General features: G+C 36.0%; 8 protein-coding genes. 2 read left to right on the top strand and 6 right to left on the bottom strand.

Translation table 11 applies throughout. The features are described from left to right. Nucleotides 1-435: transposase (locus IIF7_RS19975; RefSeq protein WP_139801387.1), on the top strand; the 435-nt coding region annotated here is incomplete at its 5' end. A gap of 69 nt (nucleotides 436-504) precedes the next feature. Here IIF7_RS19975 and IIF7_RS19970 read toward each other — a convergent pair. The 6 genes from IIF7_RS19970 to IIF7_RS19945 all read right to left on the bottom strand — a co-directional run bounded on the left by IIF7_RS19970 (nucleotide 505) and on the right by IIF7_RS19945 (nucleotide 12,008). Next, nucleotides 505-2,805 (bottom strand): glycoside hydrolase family 3 N-terminal domain-containing protein, encoded by a 2,301-nt coding sequence (locus IIF7_RS19970; protein WP_084843457.1) that lies wholly within the window; start codon nucleotides 2,803-2,805, stop codon nucleotides 505-507. Nucleotides 2,806-2,828: 23 nt separating this feature from the next. Continuing rightward, nucleotides 2,829-4,271 carry a glycoside hydrolase family 30 protein gene (locus IIF7_RS19965; RefSeq protein ID WP_084843456.1) on the bottom strand — a complete coding sequence of 481 codons (1,443 nt, stop codon included), beginning with the start codon at nucleotides 4,269-4,271 and terminating at the stop codon, nucleotides 2,829-2,831. Between the two features lie 70 nt (nucleotides 4,272-4,341). After that, a complete protein-coding gene (locus IIF7_RS19960; protein WP_084843455.1) occupies nucleotides 4,342-6,081 on the bottom strand; it encodes a SusE domain-containing protein in 1,740 nt (579 codons plus the stop codon). 17 nt (nucleotides 6,082-6,098) lie between these two features. Beyond that, nucleotides 6,099-7,547 carry a glycoside hydrolase family 30 protein gene (locus IIF7_RS19955; protein ID WP_084843454.1) on the bottom strand — a complete coding sequence of 483 codons (1,449 nt, stop codon included), beginning with the start codon at nucleotides 7,545-7,547 and terminating at the stop codon, nucleotides 6,099-6,101. Nucleotide 7,548: 1 nt separating this feature from the next. Continuing rightward, nucleotides 7,549-9,030: a RagB/SusD family nutrient uptake outer membrane protein gene (locus tag IIF7_RS19950; RefSeq protein ID WP_245801685.1), complete on the bottom strand. Its 1,482-nt coding sequence runs from the start codon at nucleotides 9,028-9,030 to the stop codon at nucleotides 7,549-7,551. Between the two features lie 14 nt (nucleotides 9,031-9,044). Next, the gene (locus tag IIF7_RS19945) at nucleotides 9,045-12,008 is read right to left on the bottom strand and encodes a SusC/RagA family TonB-linked outer membrane protein (RefSeq protein ID WP_084843452.1); all 2,964 of its coding nucleotides are present in this window, start codon (nucleotides 12,006-12,008) and stop codon (nucleotides 9,045-9,047) included. A gap of 288 nt (nucleotides 12,009-12,296) precedes the next feature. Between IIF7_RS19945 and IIF7_RS19940 the strand changes: the two genes are divergently transcribed. Next, complete coding sequence (locus IIF7_RS19940; protein ID WP_084843451.1) at nucleotides 12,297-15,221, top strand: triple tyrosine motif-containing protein; 2,925 nt, start codon at nucleotides 12,297-12,299, stop codon at nucleotides 15,219-15,221. The last annotated feature ends 204 nt before the right edge of the window (nucleotides 15,222-15,425 follow it).

Genomic DNA, 15,425 nt, shown 5'->3' with positions numbered 1-15,425 from the left:
CTGAAGAAAGTGTATAGAGCCGTTACCAAAGATGTAGCCGAAGATCAACTATTGAACCTGGAAGAGAAATGGGGAAGTAAATATCCTGTGGTCATTGAAAGCTGGCAGCGTAACTGGGAGCAGCTATCTCAGTATTTTGAATATACAGAGCCCATTAGAAAGATTATTTACACCACCAATGCTGTAGAGGGCTTCCATCGCCAGATCAGGAAAGTTACCAAGACCAAAGGTGCATTTACAAATGATATGTCGCTGCTCAAGCTGGTCTACCTGGCTACAAGAAACATTGAGAAGAAATGGACCGCTCCTTTGCATAATTGGAGCCTTACGATTCAGCAATTTTATATTAAATTTGGAGACCGGATACCGCTGGCCATAAACGCGAATTCCACTGGGGCTAGCCCCAGTGGAATTGAAACATCAGACAGAGTTTAATTTACAGACCCATGAAAAAAGGCAGATTGAAAATCTGCCTTTTTTTAATTCGATATATTTAATATTTTATTATTTTACAAAAAAACTTTCTTCTAGATCTTTGATCATTATTTTAAACTCACCAGCTTCAAGAATACTTTCACCATTTTGATCGGCATATTTTAGATCGTCTGTTGAAATTGTAAAGTTAACCGTTTTAGAAGCGTCAGGCTCTAATTCGATCTTCGTAAATCTTCTAAGTCGCTTAACATCCGGAGTTATTTTACTCGCATACAAGTCTGAAGTATACAGTTCAACAACCTCTTTTCCTTTTCTATCTCCGGTATTCGTCACTTTTACTGAAACTTGTAGTTTCTCTCTTGCTCCAATCTCAGTTGTATTAATTTTTAAATCTGAATATTTAAAAGTGGTATAACTTAAACCATCTCCAAATCGATATTGCGGATTGTAATCAGCTTCATAATTATAAACCCCTTCCGCTTTCTTTTGTTCTTCAGAAGGTTTATGAATGTAACCGATCGTCGCATTTGGATATCTTGGATAAGTATAAGGTAACTTCCCGGAAGGATTCACTTCTCCAAATAAAATATCTGCCAAGGCATCACCACCAAAATTACCTGGTAAATAGGTTTGTACAACCGCTTTCATTGCTGGTTCGATCTTACTTATAATTCTTGGTCGACCTTCATTTAAAACTAGAATTACCGGTGTTCCTGTAGCTGCAACTTTTTCAGCTAATTCAACCTGATGTTCATTTAAATACAAATCGTTTAAATCTCCCGGTTTTTCGGTATAAGTATTTTCACCTAAACACAAAATCACCACATCTGCTTTTTTAGCTTCTGAAACTACTTTCTCTAGTTGATCTGGAGCTTGCTCATAATATTTCCCATCCATTTTATAGCTCACTCCGGGAACGTAAGTCACGTTCTTTTTCTTTCCTTTTTCTTGAAGTGCTTCCAAAATTGTGTTGTAGTCTTGCGCATATTCCGGAGTTTTTTCACCTTGCCAAGAGTACGTCCACGCTCCATTCAACGTTCGCATATTATTAGCGTTAGGACCGGTTACTAAAATCTTTGCATTCTTTTTAAGCGGAAGAATATTTTCTTCATTTTTTAGTAAAGTAATCGATTCTGCTGCGGTCTTGTATGCTGCATTTTCAAAATCTTTACTTCCAAATTCAGGATAATCTTTTGGGTTGGTGGTTGGATGTTCAAATAAATTCAACGCAAATTTCACGCGTAAAATTCTTCTTACCGCATCATCGATTCGTTCTTCTTTTACCTTTCCTTCTTTTATCAATTCTACCAAACTATTGTAAAAAACTTCGTATTTATAAGGAACCATCGACATATCGACACCGGCATTAATGGCCATCATCACTGCTTCTTTATCATCTTTAGCAACGCGATCACGACGGTGGAGATTTTCTATATCTGCCCAATCGGTTACGACTAAACCTTTAAAGTTTAATTCTTCTTTTAATAAGCCCGTCAATAAATTTTTATTGGCGTGAACAGGAATTCCGTTAATGATTCCGCTATTTACCATAATTGTGTGCGCTCCGGCTTCGACAGCAGCTTTGAACTGAGGCAAATGATATTCGCGTAAAGCTGAAGTAGGAATGTAAGAAGGTGTTCTATCTTTTCCTGAAGTAGCCGCATGATAACCTAAAAAGTGCTTTAAAGAACTCGCAACGTGTTCCGGATTCGAAAGGTCATTATCTTCACCTTCGTAACCATCGATCATTTCTACGCCTAATTCTGAAATTAAATAAGGATCTTCACCAAAAGATTCCCAAATTCTAGGAAATCGAGGATCCATTCCTAAGTCTAATACCGGAGAGAAGTTCCAAGAAATGCTGCTCGCTCTCGTTTCGTAAGCTGTGATTTCTGCCCCTCTTTTTACTAAGTCGCGATTTCTAGTTGCGGCCTGACCAATTTGTTGCGGAAACATCGTAGCTCCCACCGTATAAGTCGCTCCGTGAATCATATCTACTCCATAAATTACCGGAATTTCTAATCGATCTTTTAATGCAGTTTCTTGAATTTGGCTAATTAAAGAATACCATTTTTGGGGCGTTAATGCACGGTTGTTCGCCGTATTCAACACCGAACCAATATGATGATCGATTAAAGCTTTGTTTAACGAATCTTGATCTAACTCAAAAGGCTCGTAACTCGAATAAATATCGTCTCCTTTAGTGATCACATCGAGCGTGATCTGCGTCATCTGTCCGACTTTTTCTTCAATCGTCATTTTATTGATTAACGACTCGATCTCTTGATCGTGCGCAGTACTATTTAATTGCGCCTGAGCAAAATTTCCGAAGTGCAAAAACACTCCCAGAAATAGTGAATATAATTTCATAAAGTTTATAGTTTTGGGGATTTTTAAATAACAAACGTACCAACCGATTCTGCCGGTAATTTCACTTCAAATATTTCATTTTCTAATTGAAGTTGAAATGATTGCGCTTTTTTATTTTTATTCTGAACAATCACTACAATTTTACCTTCTGGAGTTTTAAAAGCAACATTGGGTAATTCTTCCAGTAAATTAGATTCGATTCTAACTGAACCGGGCGTTACAAATTTTGAAGCTTGCGCTATAATGTAATACGCAGGTTCTCTGGTAACCTCATCTCCTTCAATGGTTATTGCACCTAAGCAGCGATCACAACCACCTCGATCGGTATGCGGTTGTTGATTTTCGTCTGCAGCAACATTCCACTCTAAAACAGTTTTACACCAATTTCTAGTCGCACCGATTATTAGGTTTTCGGTATGCCAATTCATTTCTTTAGCAAAATCGCCTGGAGCTCCTACCCATTGTTCGGTGAAATATAAGTTTTTATCGGGATGTGCTTCGTGAACTTTTGAAATCGCATCAACCTCACCACCATATAAATGAAATGCAGAACCATCGATATATTTTGCCGCTACAGAATCGTTTAAGATCGTGATAGGATAATCGGGACGATCGGCATTGTGATCGTACACAATGATCTTTGTTTCGATATTATTTTCTTCGAAAATTGGCCCTAAATGATTTTTTACAAAATCCTTTTGTTGTTCAGCTTCCATCAATAAACTTGGATTGTTGCCGGGATGCAAAGGTTCATTTTGTACAGTAATGGCATCGATGGTAATTCCTTCAGCCTTCATCGCTTCAATATATTTTACGAAGTAATTGGCATAACTATCGTAAAATTCTTCTTTTAAACTTCCGCCGCGGGTATCGTTATTAGTTTTCATCCATTTTGGTGGAGACCAAGGAGAACCTAAAATTTTAATATCAGGTTGAATTTTAATGATTTCTTTTAGCACCGGAATCAAATGAAGTGTATCATTTGCCAAAGAGAAATGCTCTAAATTTTTATCGATTTCGCCTTCCGGTAGATCGTTATAAGAAAATGGTGCTGCATCTAGATCTGAAGCGCCAATACTTATTCTTAAATAACTTACGCCAATGCTATTGGTATCTCGTGCAAAGAGTTCTTGTAATAAATCTTGACGAGCTTTATCTGACATTTGGTGAATATGCATTGCGCTACCACCGGTTAAAGTATAACCAAAACCATCCATCGTTTGGTAGGTTTTGTCAGCATCAATTTTAATAACCGATAATTGTTCAGCATTCTGAGTTTCAGAATTTGTGATCTCACTTTCAGCTAAAAGTTTTTCTTGATCGAACGTGGTAATATAAACATTGCCTAAGCTTTTATTTTTTTCTTCGGAAGAATTTGCTTTAGAATCGCCAATGCAAGAACTAAAGGTCGATAACATTGCAATACCTAAAGAAATCCCGATGCATTTATGAAGTATTTTTTTCATATTTTTTTTAAAAATACCTAAGCAGATGACTGGCTAAGATCATCTGCTTAGAAAAGTTAGTGATATTTATTTATTCTGCTGTAATTTCGAAAGTCGCATTCGAGTATGTAGAATCGAAGTTTAAAATGGCTTGATAGCTTCCGGTTTGTGTGATTGGATTCAAATCTCCACCGCCGTTCGCTAAGTTTCCGCTCATTACAGAATTGTCTCCACCTTCCGGTGTACCAAACTGTACATCCCAGGGTGAATTAAATTTTAAGTTATATCCTGCTTCTAAATTTTGGGTCGTGGTAAATTGCATAGGATGCACATAAGTCATTGCGTATTCATTACGCCCGTCCCAATTACTTGGATCCCATTGAAAAAGTTTAAGGTTGTAATATTGCCAACTACCACTTCCTGTTGCAAAATTGAAAGTCAGTTTATAAGCTTGATCGTGATCTACACTAAACTCGCCTTCACCTTCTAGAAAAGAAATTCCGGCAGTAACACTATCACCATCAGGACTATCGGTAGCGCCAATGATACTCGAAGTAAAATAGGAAGTACCTGAACCATCTTGAGCACTATTTAGGGAATAGCTTACCCCTGCTTGAAGTGGAAGGTATTCTGAAGTAAATGTATCAGCATCTAAGCTAAGTTCAGCAATAGAAGTTCCGTTTTCTAATAAAAACAAACTTGATGGGGTTTCTGAAGGAGCACTTAAATTACTTTCTAAAGTATAAGTGTAGGTATCACCAGATAAATCTAAGCTTACCGTAAATTCCCCTGAATTATTTAAGGGAATATCTTCGATATTAATCCCTGCCTCCCCGGCTTGAGATTCCATATAAAGCTCGTTGGAAGTTCCTTGGATTCTTTTTAATAAATGTCCCCAGTCCTGGTTGGCCCTAAATACAAAACCTCCAGCGGTTTCTCCGTTAGGCACTGTTAAAAATATAGTGGTTTCCCAAACACCATTACCAATATATTCTAAAGGCTCATCGCCATTCCAACCATCTGGAATGACGCTTCCTACGATACTCCAATGCTCTATTTTCCAAAGTGAATAGGTGTTGTCGTTTAAGTTTACGGTTATTCTATATTGCCCACTTTCTTCTACAGCAATTGGATTTCCATTCTTTTCGATAGTTCCTTCCCCTCCGCCATAGATATGCGTAGGTAATTCCTGGTTACTATATAAACTGAAAGTTTGTCCTGCTTCTAAAGAAGTATAGGCTTCAAAAATATAAGTGGACGCTCCTGAGGCATTTTGTAAATGACGCAAAGGAATTACTGCTGAAATATCAGTACCTACTTCGGTGGCACTTCCACCCATAAACAATTGATTAGGTACGTATTCATTTTCAAATCGAGTTACAGTGATTGCTCGGGTGGCGTAGGCTTTTGTATCCTGACAAATCGCCACTACGGTCCATTCTAATTCCGAGGATTCATTAGCTGTATAACCTGCATACGATAAAGCTAAATCTAAATCTGATGCCTGAATACTTGCTGAAGTTGCTTTCCCATTATTATCTGAGGTAAGACTCAGGATAGGTGAATCGTGATCTGTACTTCCCAAGGTATCTATTTGAAGTTCATAACGAACCTGAAATCCTGCAGTTGAAACCGCTTCTTGCCATTCAAAATAAAAATTTTCATTAGCCCGGTCTTCCTGAAGTAAAATTTCTCCATTTTCTTCAGGCGAAATTAATTCCGGCTGGGATAATTCCCAGTTTCCAATAGGATCTAAATTATCATCGTTTTCACAGCTGAAAAAACCGAAAACCGATAAACAAATAACTAGGTATATATAATATTTTTTCATTTTTCTAAAATTTTAGTTTATTCCCAGGTTATGGTGGCTACACTTTCTGAAGAAAGGCTATAATCAAATCTATTTTCTTCCATAATCACAGAAAATGTCTTTGAGGTTGGGGTTTCATTAAGTACTATTAAGACCTTGCTCCCATCAGGATTTTTAAATGCAACCCCCGATAATCCTGAATTGTCAGGAAAGTTTGAGGAACCAATTCGATGTGCACCCGGTCTTACAAATTTTGAAAAATGAGCTATTGCATAGTATTCTTCGTTTTTTTCAATTTCTCCTGAAGAATTAATGGTCACCACCCCTCTACAATCAGAGCAACCGTTATTCGTAGGGCCATGATTTTCATTAAGGGCCAAATTCCAAAACAAAGCGCTTTTAGACCAGTTTTTGGTAGAGCCCATCAAAATATTCTGAACATACCATCTTAGGTTGCTGGAAAAATCGGTACTCCATTCCCCGCCGGAAATCTCAGTAAAATAAAGTCCTTTATCCGGGTAAGCATTATGAACTTGTGACATCGCACTTACATCTCCTGCATAGGCATGAAAGGCACTTCCTGAAACGTAAGGATTAGCTTGTGAATCATCTAAAATGGTCATTGGATAACCCGGTTCATCAAAATTATGATCGTATGCGATTATTTTTGTTGAAATATTTGCTTCTTCAAAAGCAGGACCTAAGGTACTTCTTATAAAGTTAGCTTGCTCCTGAGCTTCCATATGCATCGTGGGATAACCCGCTGTATGTAAAGGTTCGTTTTGCGGAGTAATTGCATCGATGGTAATACTGTGAGTTTCAAAAGCCTGAATGTACTTCACAAAATAATTAGCATAGGTAGAATACCACTGTGCTTCTAATTTTCCCCCGTATAAACTTTCATTATCTTTCATCCAGGCTGGTGCACTCCAAGGACTTCCCATAAATTTAACTTCTGGATTAATGCTTAAAATATGCTTTGCTACGGGAATTACATGCATTTCGTCATGCGCAATAGAAAAATTCTCCAGATTGGGATCTTCCTGTCCTTGCGGCATATCATTGTAAGTAAAATCTTCTAAGGAAAAATCGGATGCACCTATGGTTAGTCTTATATAACTCATTCCTGCTCCACTTTCCGGATCAAACAAATCTGAAAGTAAACTGTTTTTTTGAGAAGCACTTAGATTATTAATTAAATAAGCAGATGAACCGGTTAAGGCTGCTCCAAAACCTTCTATTTCCTGCATTTGCTCATCTTCATTAATTGTAATTGAAGGATAAGAAGTTTCGTTATTATCGATAATACTTAGGTTGTCTTGTGCTGAAAGTAGCCTGCTCTCATCGCCACTGGTGACCCAAACTTGTGCGGTACCAACTTCGTTACCGCTACCGCCGGTAGTTGGTGGCGGATAGCTTTTATGATCATCGTTTGAACATGCAATTAACGAAGCTGCAATTACTATAGTTATTAATATCTTCTTCATTTTAGTATCCAGGATTTTGTGTAAGATTAGGGTTTCTATCGATCTCGTTTTGGGGAATCGGTAATAACAGATCTTTTTCGGTTACACTGTATTTTACAGGTTGGCCGGTACTTAGATCGATATCATCTACACTATTCATAACTTCAATAGCTTTGTTATATCTAATTAAATCATCCCAACGTTTCGCTTCTTGAGCAAGTTCTAATCGACGCTCTTTTAAAATAGCGTTCCTCACTGTATTTTGCGAGGCTGTTTCTCCTACAGTGAATGGCTCTAATTCAACTCGATTTCTAATGATATTTATTAGTTCTACAGCTTGGTCTGTTTGCCCTAATTCGTTTAAAGCTTCGGCTTTTAGTAATATAATATCAGCTAAGCGAAGTAAGTATTCATTATCCGCGCTTGCCCAGGCGCTGGCATTTTTCCATTTATATGCAAAAGCAACACTACTGTTAGGGGCATTTCCCCAATACTCATCGATCCAGGAAACTTTTTCAAAAAGTACGGTTGCATTTTTACGAATGTTATCACCTTCGGCATCAAAAGCAGCCACGAGATCTTTGGACGGAGTGACAAATTTCCTCCAGCTGTCACCACTAATAGAAGGCGGTAATTGCATCTGTGGCGCCCAGTTTCCTTCGTCGCCTCCTAAAAACTGGATTTCTAAAATAGATTCTGAATTATTATAATGATTTCCGTCAAACAATTCGGCATAATTAGCTAGTAAGGTATATCCTGCAGGGCTGTTAATTACTGCGTTGGTGTGTTCTAAAACTTTGTTATAATCTGGCACTGGCATTTGTGCATAAACTTTGGCTAAAAGTGCATTGGCTGCGCCTTTTGTGGCTCTGGCTTTGTTTACGCTGGCGTCATTACCGTAATCATCGGGTAAGCGTGTTAAAGCTTCCTCTAAATCGGCTATAATTTGGGTATACACTTCGTTTACCGAAGCTCTTGGTTTTCTTGTTACCGAAGGATCGGTGGTGCTTATAAACTCCAGGTATAATGGTACATCACCAAAATTCTTTACAAGGGTAAAATAATGATAAGCACGTAAAAAATAAGCCTGTCCTAAGATTTGTTCACGTTCTTCTTCGGTGATTCTATTTTCTACTAAGGGCGCATTTTCCAAAACGACATTAGCTTTTGATATGGCGTTATAAACATTTCCCCACATTCCGTAAATCCTGCCGTTTGTGGGTGTGATATCTATACGGTCAAATTGATAAATTTCGGGATTGTCACCACCTGCATAATGATTATCCGATCTAACATCCTGATAGATCACTCTATCCCATATATAATAATCTGAAGATTGAAAAGATTCATAAACCCCTGTTAATGCCGCCTGTATTTGCGGACCTGTAGCGTAGGCGGAGGCTGCTGTTTCTTCAGAAATTGGTTTTATGTCCAGTTCATCATTACAGGAAACCAAGCTTCCTGCTACTAATGAAATCATTATGTATTGCTTTAAATTTTTCATAATCATAATCAATTTTAAAATCTAACATTCATTCCTAAAATTACGTTTCTGGTTTGCGGGTAAGTACCAAAGTCTACCCCCTGTACTGCTGTATTCCCTCCAAAGGCATTAACTTCAGGATCAAAACCGGAATAATCTGTTATCGTAATTAAATTCTCACCTGTTAAGTAAAGCTTCAATGTGCTTAGCTTCAATTTACTTAGTAATGATGGGGGAAGATTATAGCTTAAGCTTATCGCTTTAAATCTTAAATATGAACCATCCTCAACATAGTTTGTTGAAAGTCTTGAGTTTTTGGTGTCAGCTTCTAAAGCTCTTGGGATCGTAGTAATATCTCCCGGTTGTCTCCATCTATTATTTACAGAGGCTAACTGGTTTTTAGAGTCCACCATTGCTTCCATCTGTAAACGGGTTGCATTGAAGATATCATTCCCCTGAGATCCCTGTAAGAAAATGTTTAAACTGAAATCTTTATAGTATAGTGTATTCCCCAAACTATAGATAAAATCTGGATTAGGGTCACCAATAATTCGTCGATCTTCTGCTGTAGGATTAAATGTACTTTCGCCATTTTGATCGATGTAATAAACATCTCCCGTTTGTGGATCTACACCGCCCCATTGATACCCATAAAATGTACCTAAGGCCTCTCCTTCTTTAATTAAACTTACATTTCCTCTACTGGCCACATCCCCTCGGGTAATTACCTGACCAACAATATATTTAGCTTCATTTCGATTTAAGGAAAGATTTGCAGAAGTGCTCCAGGAGAAATTATCTGTAGTTATATTTACTGTATTTAGTTGAAATTCCAATCCTTTGTTTTGAATTTCTCCGACGTTTTGGATAGCAGAACTAAATCCGGTTCCGGTTGGTAGCGGATTATTTAGAAGAAGATCGTAGTTCTTTTTTATATACGCATCTACTGAAAAGGTAATATTCCCGTTGTATAAACCTAAATCTATACCGATATTCGTTTGCTCAGATTCTTCCCATTTTAAATCTTCATTTGCAATAGTTGCGGGATAAGTACCGGGCATCGTTTGCCCTCCAATAGGATAATTTCCTCCAGATCCTACCCTTGCAAGGTATGCATAACCGCCGGTGTCGTTACCAACGATCCCCCAGCCGGCTCTTAATTTTAGTTCAGATAAATTTTCTACATCTTCCAGGAAAGCCTCTCTGGAAATCCTCCATCCAGCTGAGAAGGATGGAAAATATCCCCATTTGTTAGCAGGCCCAAAAGAACTGGAACCATCAGCTCTAAAGTTGGCTGTTAATAAGTATCTTTTTTTGAAGTCATAGTTTAATCTAGAAATGAACGACGCATTTGTTTTTTCGCTTTTACCGGCATTCGCGCTTATAATTTCAGATCCTGCTCCCGGAGTAGTAATTTCTGCACTGGCAAAATTTCTTCTTTCGATACTACTGTTTTCCCAGCGATTTTTTTGAAAAACGCTCCCTACAAGGGCTTCCAGTTTATGATCCCCAAAACTGTGGTCATATCTAAGGGTATTGTCCCATATAAAATAATTATTAATATTTGTATTATAACGACCAATACCGTTTGTCGCACGCCCGTAACTGGTGGTAAATGGATCCAAGAAGTAATCATTACGGTCGGCATTAAAATCGATCCCGAAATTGGTCTTAAAAGTAAAGTCTTTTAAGAATTCTACTTCGGTATAAATATTCCCCAATAATCTTTGGTTTTTATATCTCCTATTTGCAGCATCTGTACTTGAAAACGGATTTTCCCAATCCTGAAATGGGTTACTGGTATAAGAACCGTCTTCTCTATATATCCCTATATTTGGAGGGGTAGCCAATGCTCCTAATATAACCCCACCTTGATTAACCGCAGCATTATCTGTCACATCTACATCTGTATAATGGGTATAATTGATATTGGTACCAATTTTTATCCAGCTATTTATTTCTTTGGATAAATTGGTTTTAAAACTATAACGCTCCATTTCTGCACTTCTTACCGCGCCTTCCTGACTAAGGTAACCTCCAGAAATATAATATTGCGTTCCATTATTATTTCCGGAAACGGCTAACTGATAATTTTGAGATAATCCTTGTTCAAAAATTTTATCCTGCCAATCTGTATTTTGGTTGTACTGGCTCCAATCAGTGTTTCTCCCCAGTTCGGTCATTAAATCACGGTACTGTTCTGCATTTAAAACTTTTTGAGTTTTCCATACTTCAGAAATACCAACATAGGAATCAAACTGAAATGCTGCCTTTTCAGATTCGCCCTGTTTCGTGGTGATTAAAACAACACCATTAGCTCCCTGCGCACCATAAATAGCGGCAGAGGAGGCATCTTTTAATATGGATATGTTTTCAATATCCGATGGGTTTAAAGATCGTGTATCCTGTGTAGGAACACCATCAATCACATATAATGGGTCACTATTACCATCTATAGAACTGGTTCCCCGTACCCTAATATTAAAACCAGCAGAAGGTTTTCCAGAACTTTTTAAAACCTGAACACCCGCGGCCTGTCCCTGTATTAATGATCCCAAATCATTGTTAGGCCGATCCTCAAAAGTTTCCTCAGCATTAATTACCCCAACTGCACCGGTAATATCTTCTCTTTTTTGTGCACCATAGCCAATAACTATAATTTCGGATAAAGCTTCGGCATTTTCTGCTAAACTTACATTAATACTAGTTTTATTACCTACCGTAATTTCTTGAGATAAAAAACCGATATAAGAAAAAGCCAAAATGTCGTTAGAAGACGCATTAATACTATAATTTCCGTCAAAATCTGTGACTACGCCGTTCCCTGTTCCTTTTACAATAACATTTACACCGGGTATAGGTAAACCCGTAGCTTCTTCTTTAACTGTTCCTGTAATCTCATTTTGTGACCAGGCATAAAATCCAATTAAGGAAAAACAAAAAAGTAAATAATTCTTTAATCCCATATTATAAATTTTAATAATTTCAATCGTTTTCATTCTTGATAAATTTCATTCGAAATTTTCAAAGCAATAGACTATAACGATTTCGATTTTTGTTTTAAATGATGATGGAAAAATATAAATCGATATTTTTAAGCTTAAGTTTTACAATACATTTCAAATACTTCACATTAAATTAACATTACTTTTTTACTACTTCAATTTTTGTAAATAACTAATTAATAGTGAATTAGTTTTTAATTTTTATACTTATTTAATCAGTAAAAACTATATTAGCAGGCTTTATTGATATAATTTTGATTCCGTATTTGTTATTTTTAATGCATGAAATCTAAAAATTTTAAGATTAAGGACTTTGATTTTGAATATCTGGCAGTATTTGTATTCTTATTTTGTGGACTTTTTAGTGAGTATCATACGATATCAGCTCAGAATAATTTACCCCCAGCTCCGGTAATAGACCTTTCTAAAAATCCTAATATCGATTATTATAGTCAGCAGGATTTCAATGCAGATACCCAGTTTTGGAGTGTAACCGAAGATGCTGAAGCGGTAATGTATTTTGGAAACAATGACGGAATTGTAATATTTGATGGTAGCCACTGGACGACCGTAGCTTTAACCAATTCTTCTTCGGTACGAAGTTTGGCTAAAGGGGTGGATGGAACTATTTATGCAGGAGGTTATAATGAGTTAGGTTATATAGAGCATAATGAATTCGGCGATTACCGTTTTATATCATTAAAAGAAAGTTTGCAATTACAGAATCTGTCTTTCGAAAATATCTGGCAGATTGATGTTATTAAGGAACGTGTTATCTTTAGAAGTTTCAAAAAATTATTTGTTTTAGAAAATGGGAATGTTACTCAAATTCCTTCTAAAAATTCGTTTATAAAATCTTTCGTTGTGGGTGACAGATATTTTGTTCAGGATGCTAATGAAGGACTTTATGAATTGAATCTTGATAAAAATCAGATTTCAGAATATTTTTCTGCTGAAGCTATGGGTAATCACTCCATTGTTTATATATCTAAAGATTTTGATCTGATTACCTCAAACGGTAAAATTTTTGAAACCAATCAAAAATCTTTAAGTCTTAAGCAGTCGATTTTTGAAGATACTAATGATCAAATTATTTCAGTCTTAAGCTTAGATGATAGCATTTTTTTATTGGGTACTTTAAGTGAGGGCATCAAAGTATTAAAGAAGGAAGGGGAAGGGTATCAGGTAAGTTACATTAATAGTGCAAACGATAAAACTGTTTTAAACCTTTATAAAACAAGTAATGGTAATGTATGGGCTTTATTGGATAGCGGACTCGAATTTCTAAATTATAACAGCCCAAGAACCACCATTTTTAATCAGGCTTCTGTTTATGATACCTACTGGGATAAAGATTATTTTTATGTAGCTACCAATAAAGGGGTATATTATTCAGCCTTGGTTAATCAAGAGATCAATCCCAATTCATTTAAAAAATTAAACGACATCCCTGGCCAGGCCTGGAGTTTTGATGAGTTAAATGATGAACTTTTTATTAACCATGATAAAGGTCTATTTAAACTTACCAATGGTTTTTCTTCTGAAAAAATAGGAAGTGTTAACGGGGTTTGGAAAACCATTAAGCTTAAAAACTATCCTAATACATATCTGGTGTGTACTTACGAAGGTATTTATATACTGAAAAATGAAGGCGGCAATTGGGGCATACGGAATAAAGTACAAGGTTTTGACGAATCTTCAAGGGATATTTTAGCAACTCATAATCCTAATGTATTTTGGATATGTCATGGTTATAAAGGAGTGTATAAGATAACTCTGGATAAGCAACTGGAACGAGCGATTGCTATTGATCATTTTACCGAGAAAAATGGGTTACCTGCAAAATTCAATATTAATGTATTTAAATGGCAGGATGAAACCGTATTTTCTACGAATAATGGGGTTTATAAATTTGATGAGTATGACAAGAGATTTAAGCCTTATAAGCCACTTAATAAGCTCATAGATACGACAAGAAATCCAAGAACAATTATTGATGCTAAAGATAAAACCTGGATAGTTCAGGACGATGAACTGGGTTATTTTCTAACAAATTCAGATAATCCAAAAATACAAAGCGATATTTTTCTTCAAACCAAAGGCACATTTAATCGTGGAATGGAATCTATAACGCCATTATCTGAAAATAGATTATTAGTGGGCACCCATAACGGCCTATTCTTATATAATCTATCTAATACCATTAGGCAAGAAGGAGTGCAAACTTTTTTTACCAAGATCACCTATAACAGAGATCAAAATACCGTAAATCTTCCTGTTGATAAAGATTCTATTGTCGAGATTTCCAATAACCTAAATAGTATAAAATTCTCTTTTGCTACGCCATCCATGGTAAATAATCAAAATATAAAATTTAGCTACAAGCTGGAAAATGTAGATAAGGATTGGTCTAGTTGGCAGCACTTGGCTTTTAAAGAATATAGTTTATTAACGCCTGGTAATTATGTGTTTAAGGTTAAAAGTAAAAATGTATTAGGCAATGAATCTAATATAGCTTCTTATCAATTTTATATACGTTCCAAATGGTATCAAAGTGGTATGGCCTATGTAGGTTATGCGATAATTTTTCTATTACTCCTTATAACCGGACAGCAACTGCTTGCCAAAAAAATAAAAAAAGAAAATCAAAAATCTATACTTAAAGAACAACGAGCAAATAAATTACTTCAGCTAGAAATAAACCAGTTAAAACTAGTTCAGGATAAAGAGAAAATTGAAAAGGATAAAAAACATCTACAGCGAGATATTATTGAAAAAAGTAAAGAATTAGCCAATTACACAATGCTATTAGTTAATAAAAAGAATTTTTTCGACCAACTTCAGGAAGATTTAAAGGAACTTAAACAGATTTCTAAAAATAAACAATCCAGTCAAAAAATTCTTGAAATCTTTAAGAAAATGCATCGAAACAATATTGATGAGCAATATTTGCAGGTTTTTGATAATAATTTTGAAAGTATTCACCATGAGTTCTTTATAAATCTGAAACACAAAATTCCTAATCTTTCTAAAAAAGAATTACGACTATCGGCATTCATTAAAATGGAATTGTCCAATAAAGATATCGCTCCATTATTAGGAATTTCTATTAGAGGAGTAGAAACGGCACGATACAGGTTGCGAAAAAAATTGAACCTGGAACATGATGATAATCTTATGGAGTTTTTTGAAAGCTTAATGAATTAATTATCGTTCTTAAAAAAAAAGCTTTAAATTTTTAATAAATAAGTATAAATATTATACCAATAACATTCAAACTTAGAGACCCAAAGAAGACAACAAGCGCCCATTTCGGGTAGATCTTTGCCTCTTTGATCGTGTTGGATAATTCCGTAGAAATCCGCTCATATTCGTTCTTTTCAAAATCCAGCGTATCTTCCAGGCTTGAAA

The sequence above is a fragment of the Zunongwangia atlantica 22II14-10F7 genome, from assembly GCF_002094855.1.
Lineage (GTDB): Bacteria > Bacteroidota > Bacteroidia > Flavobacteriales > Flavobacteriaceae > Zunongwangia > Zunongwangia atlantica.
This window is presented reverse-complemented; position numbering and strand designations above follow the sequence as displayed.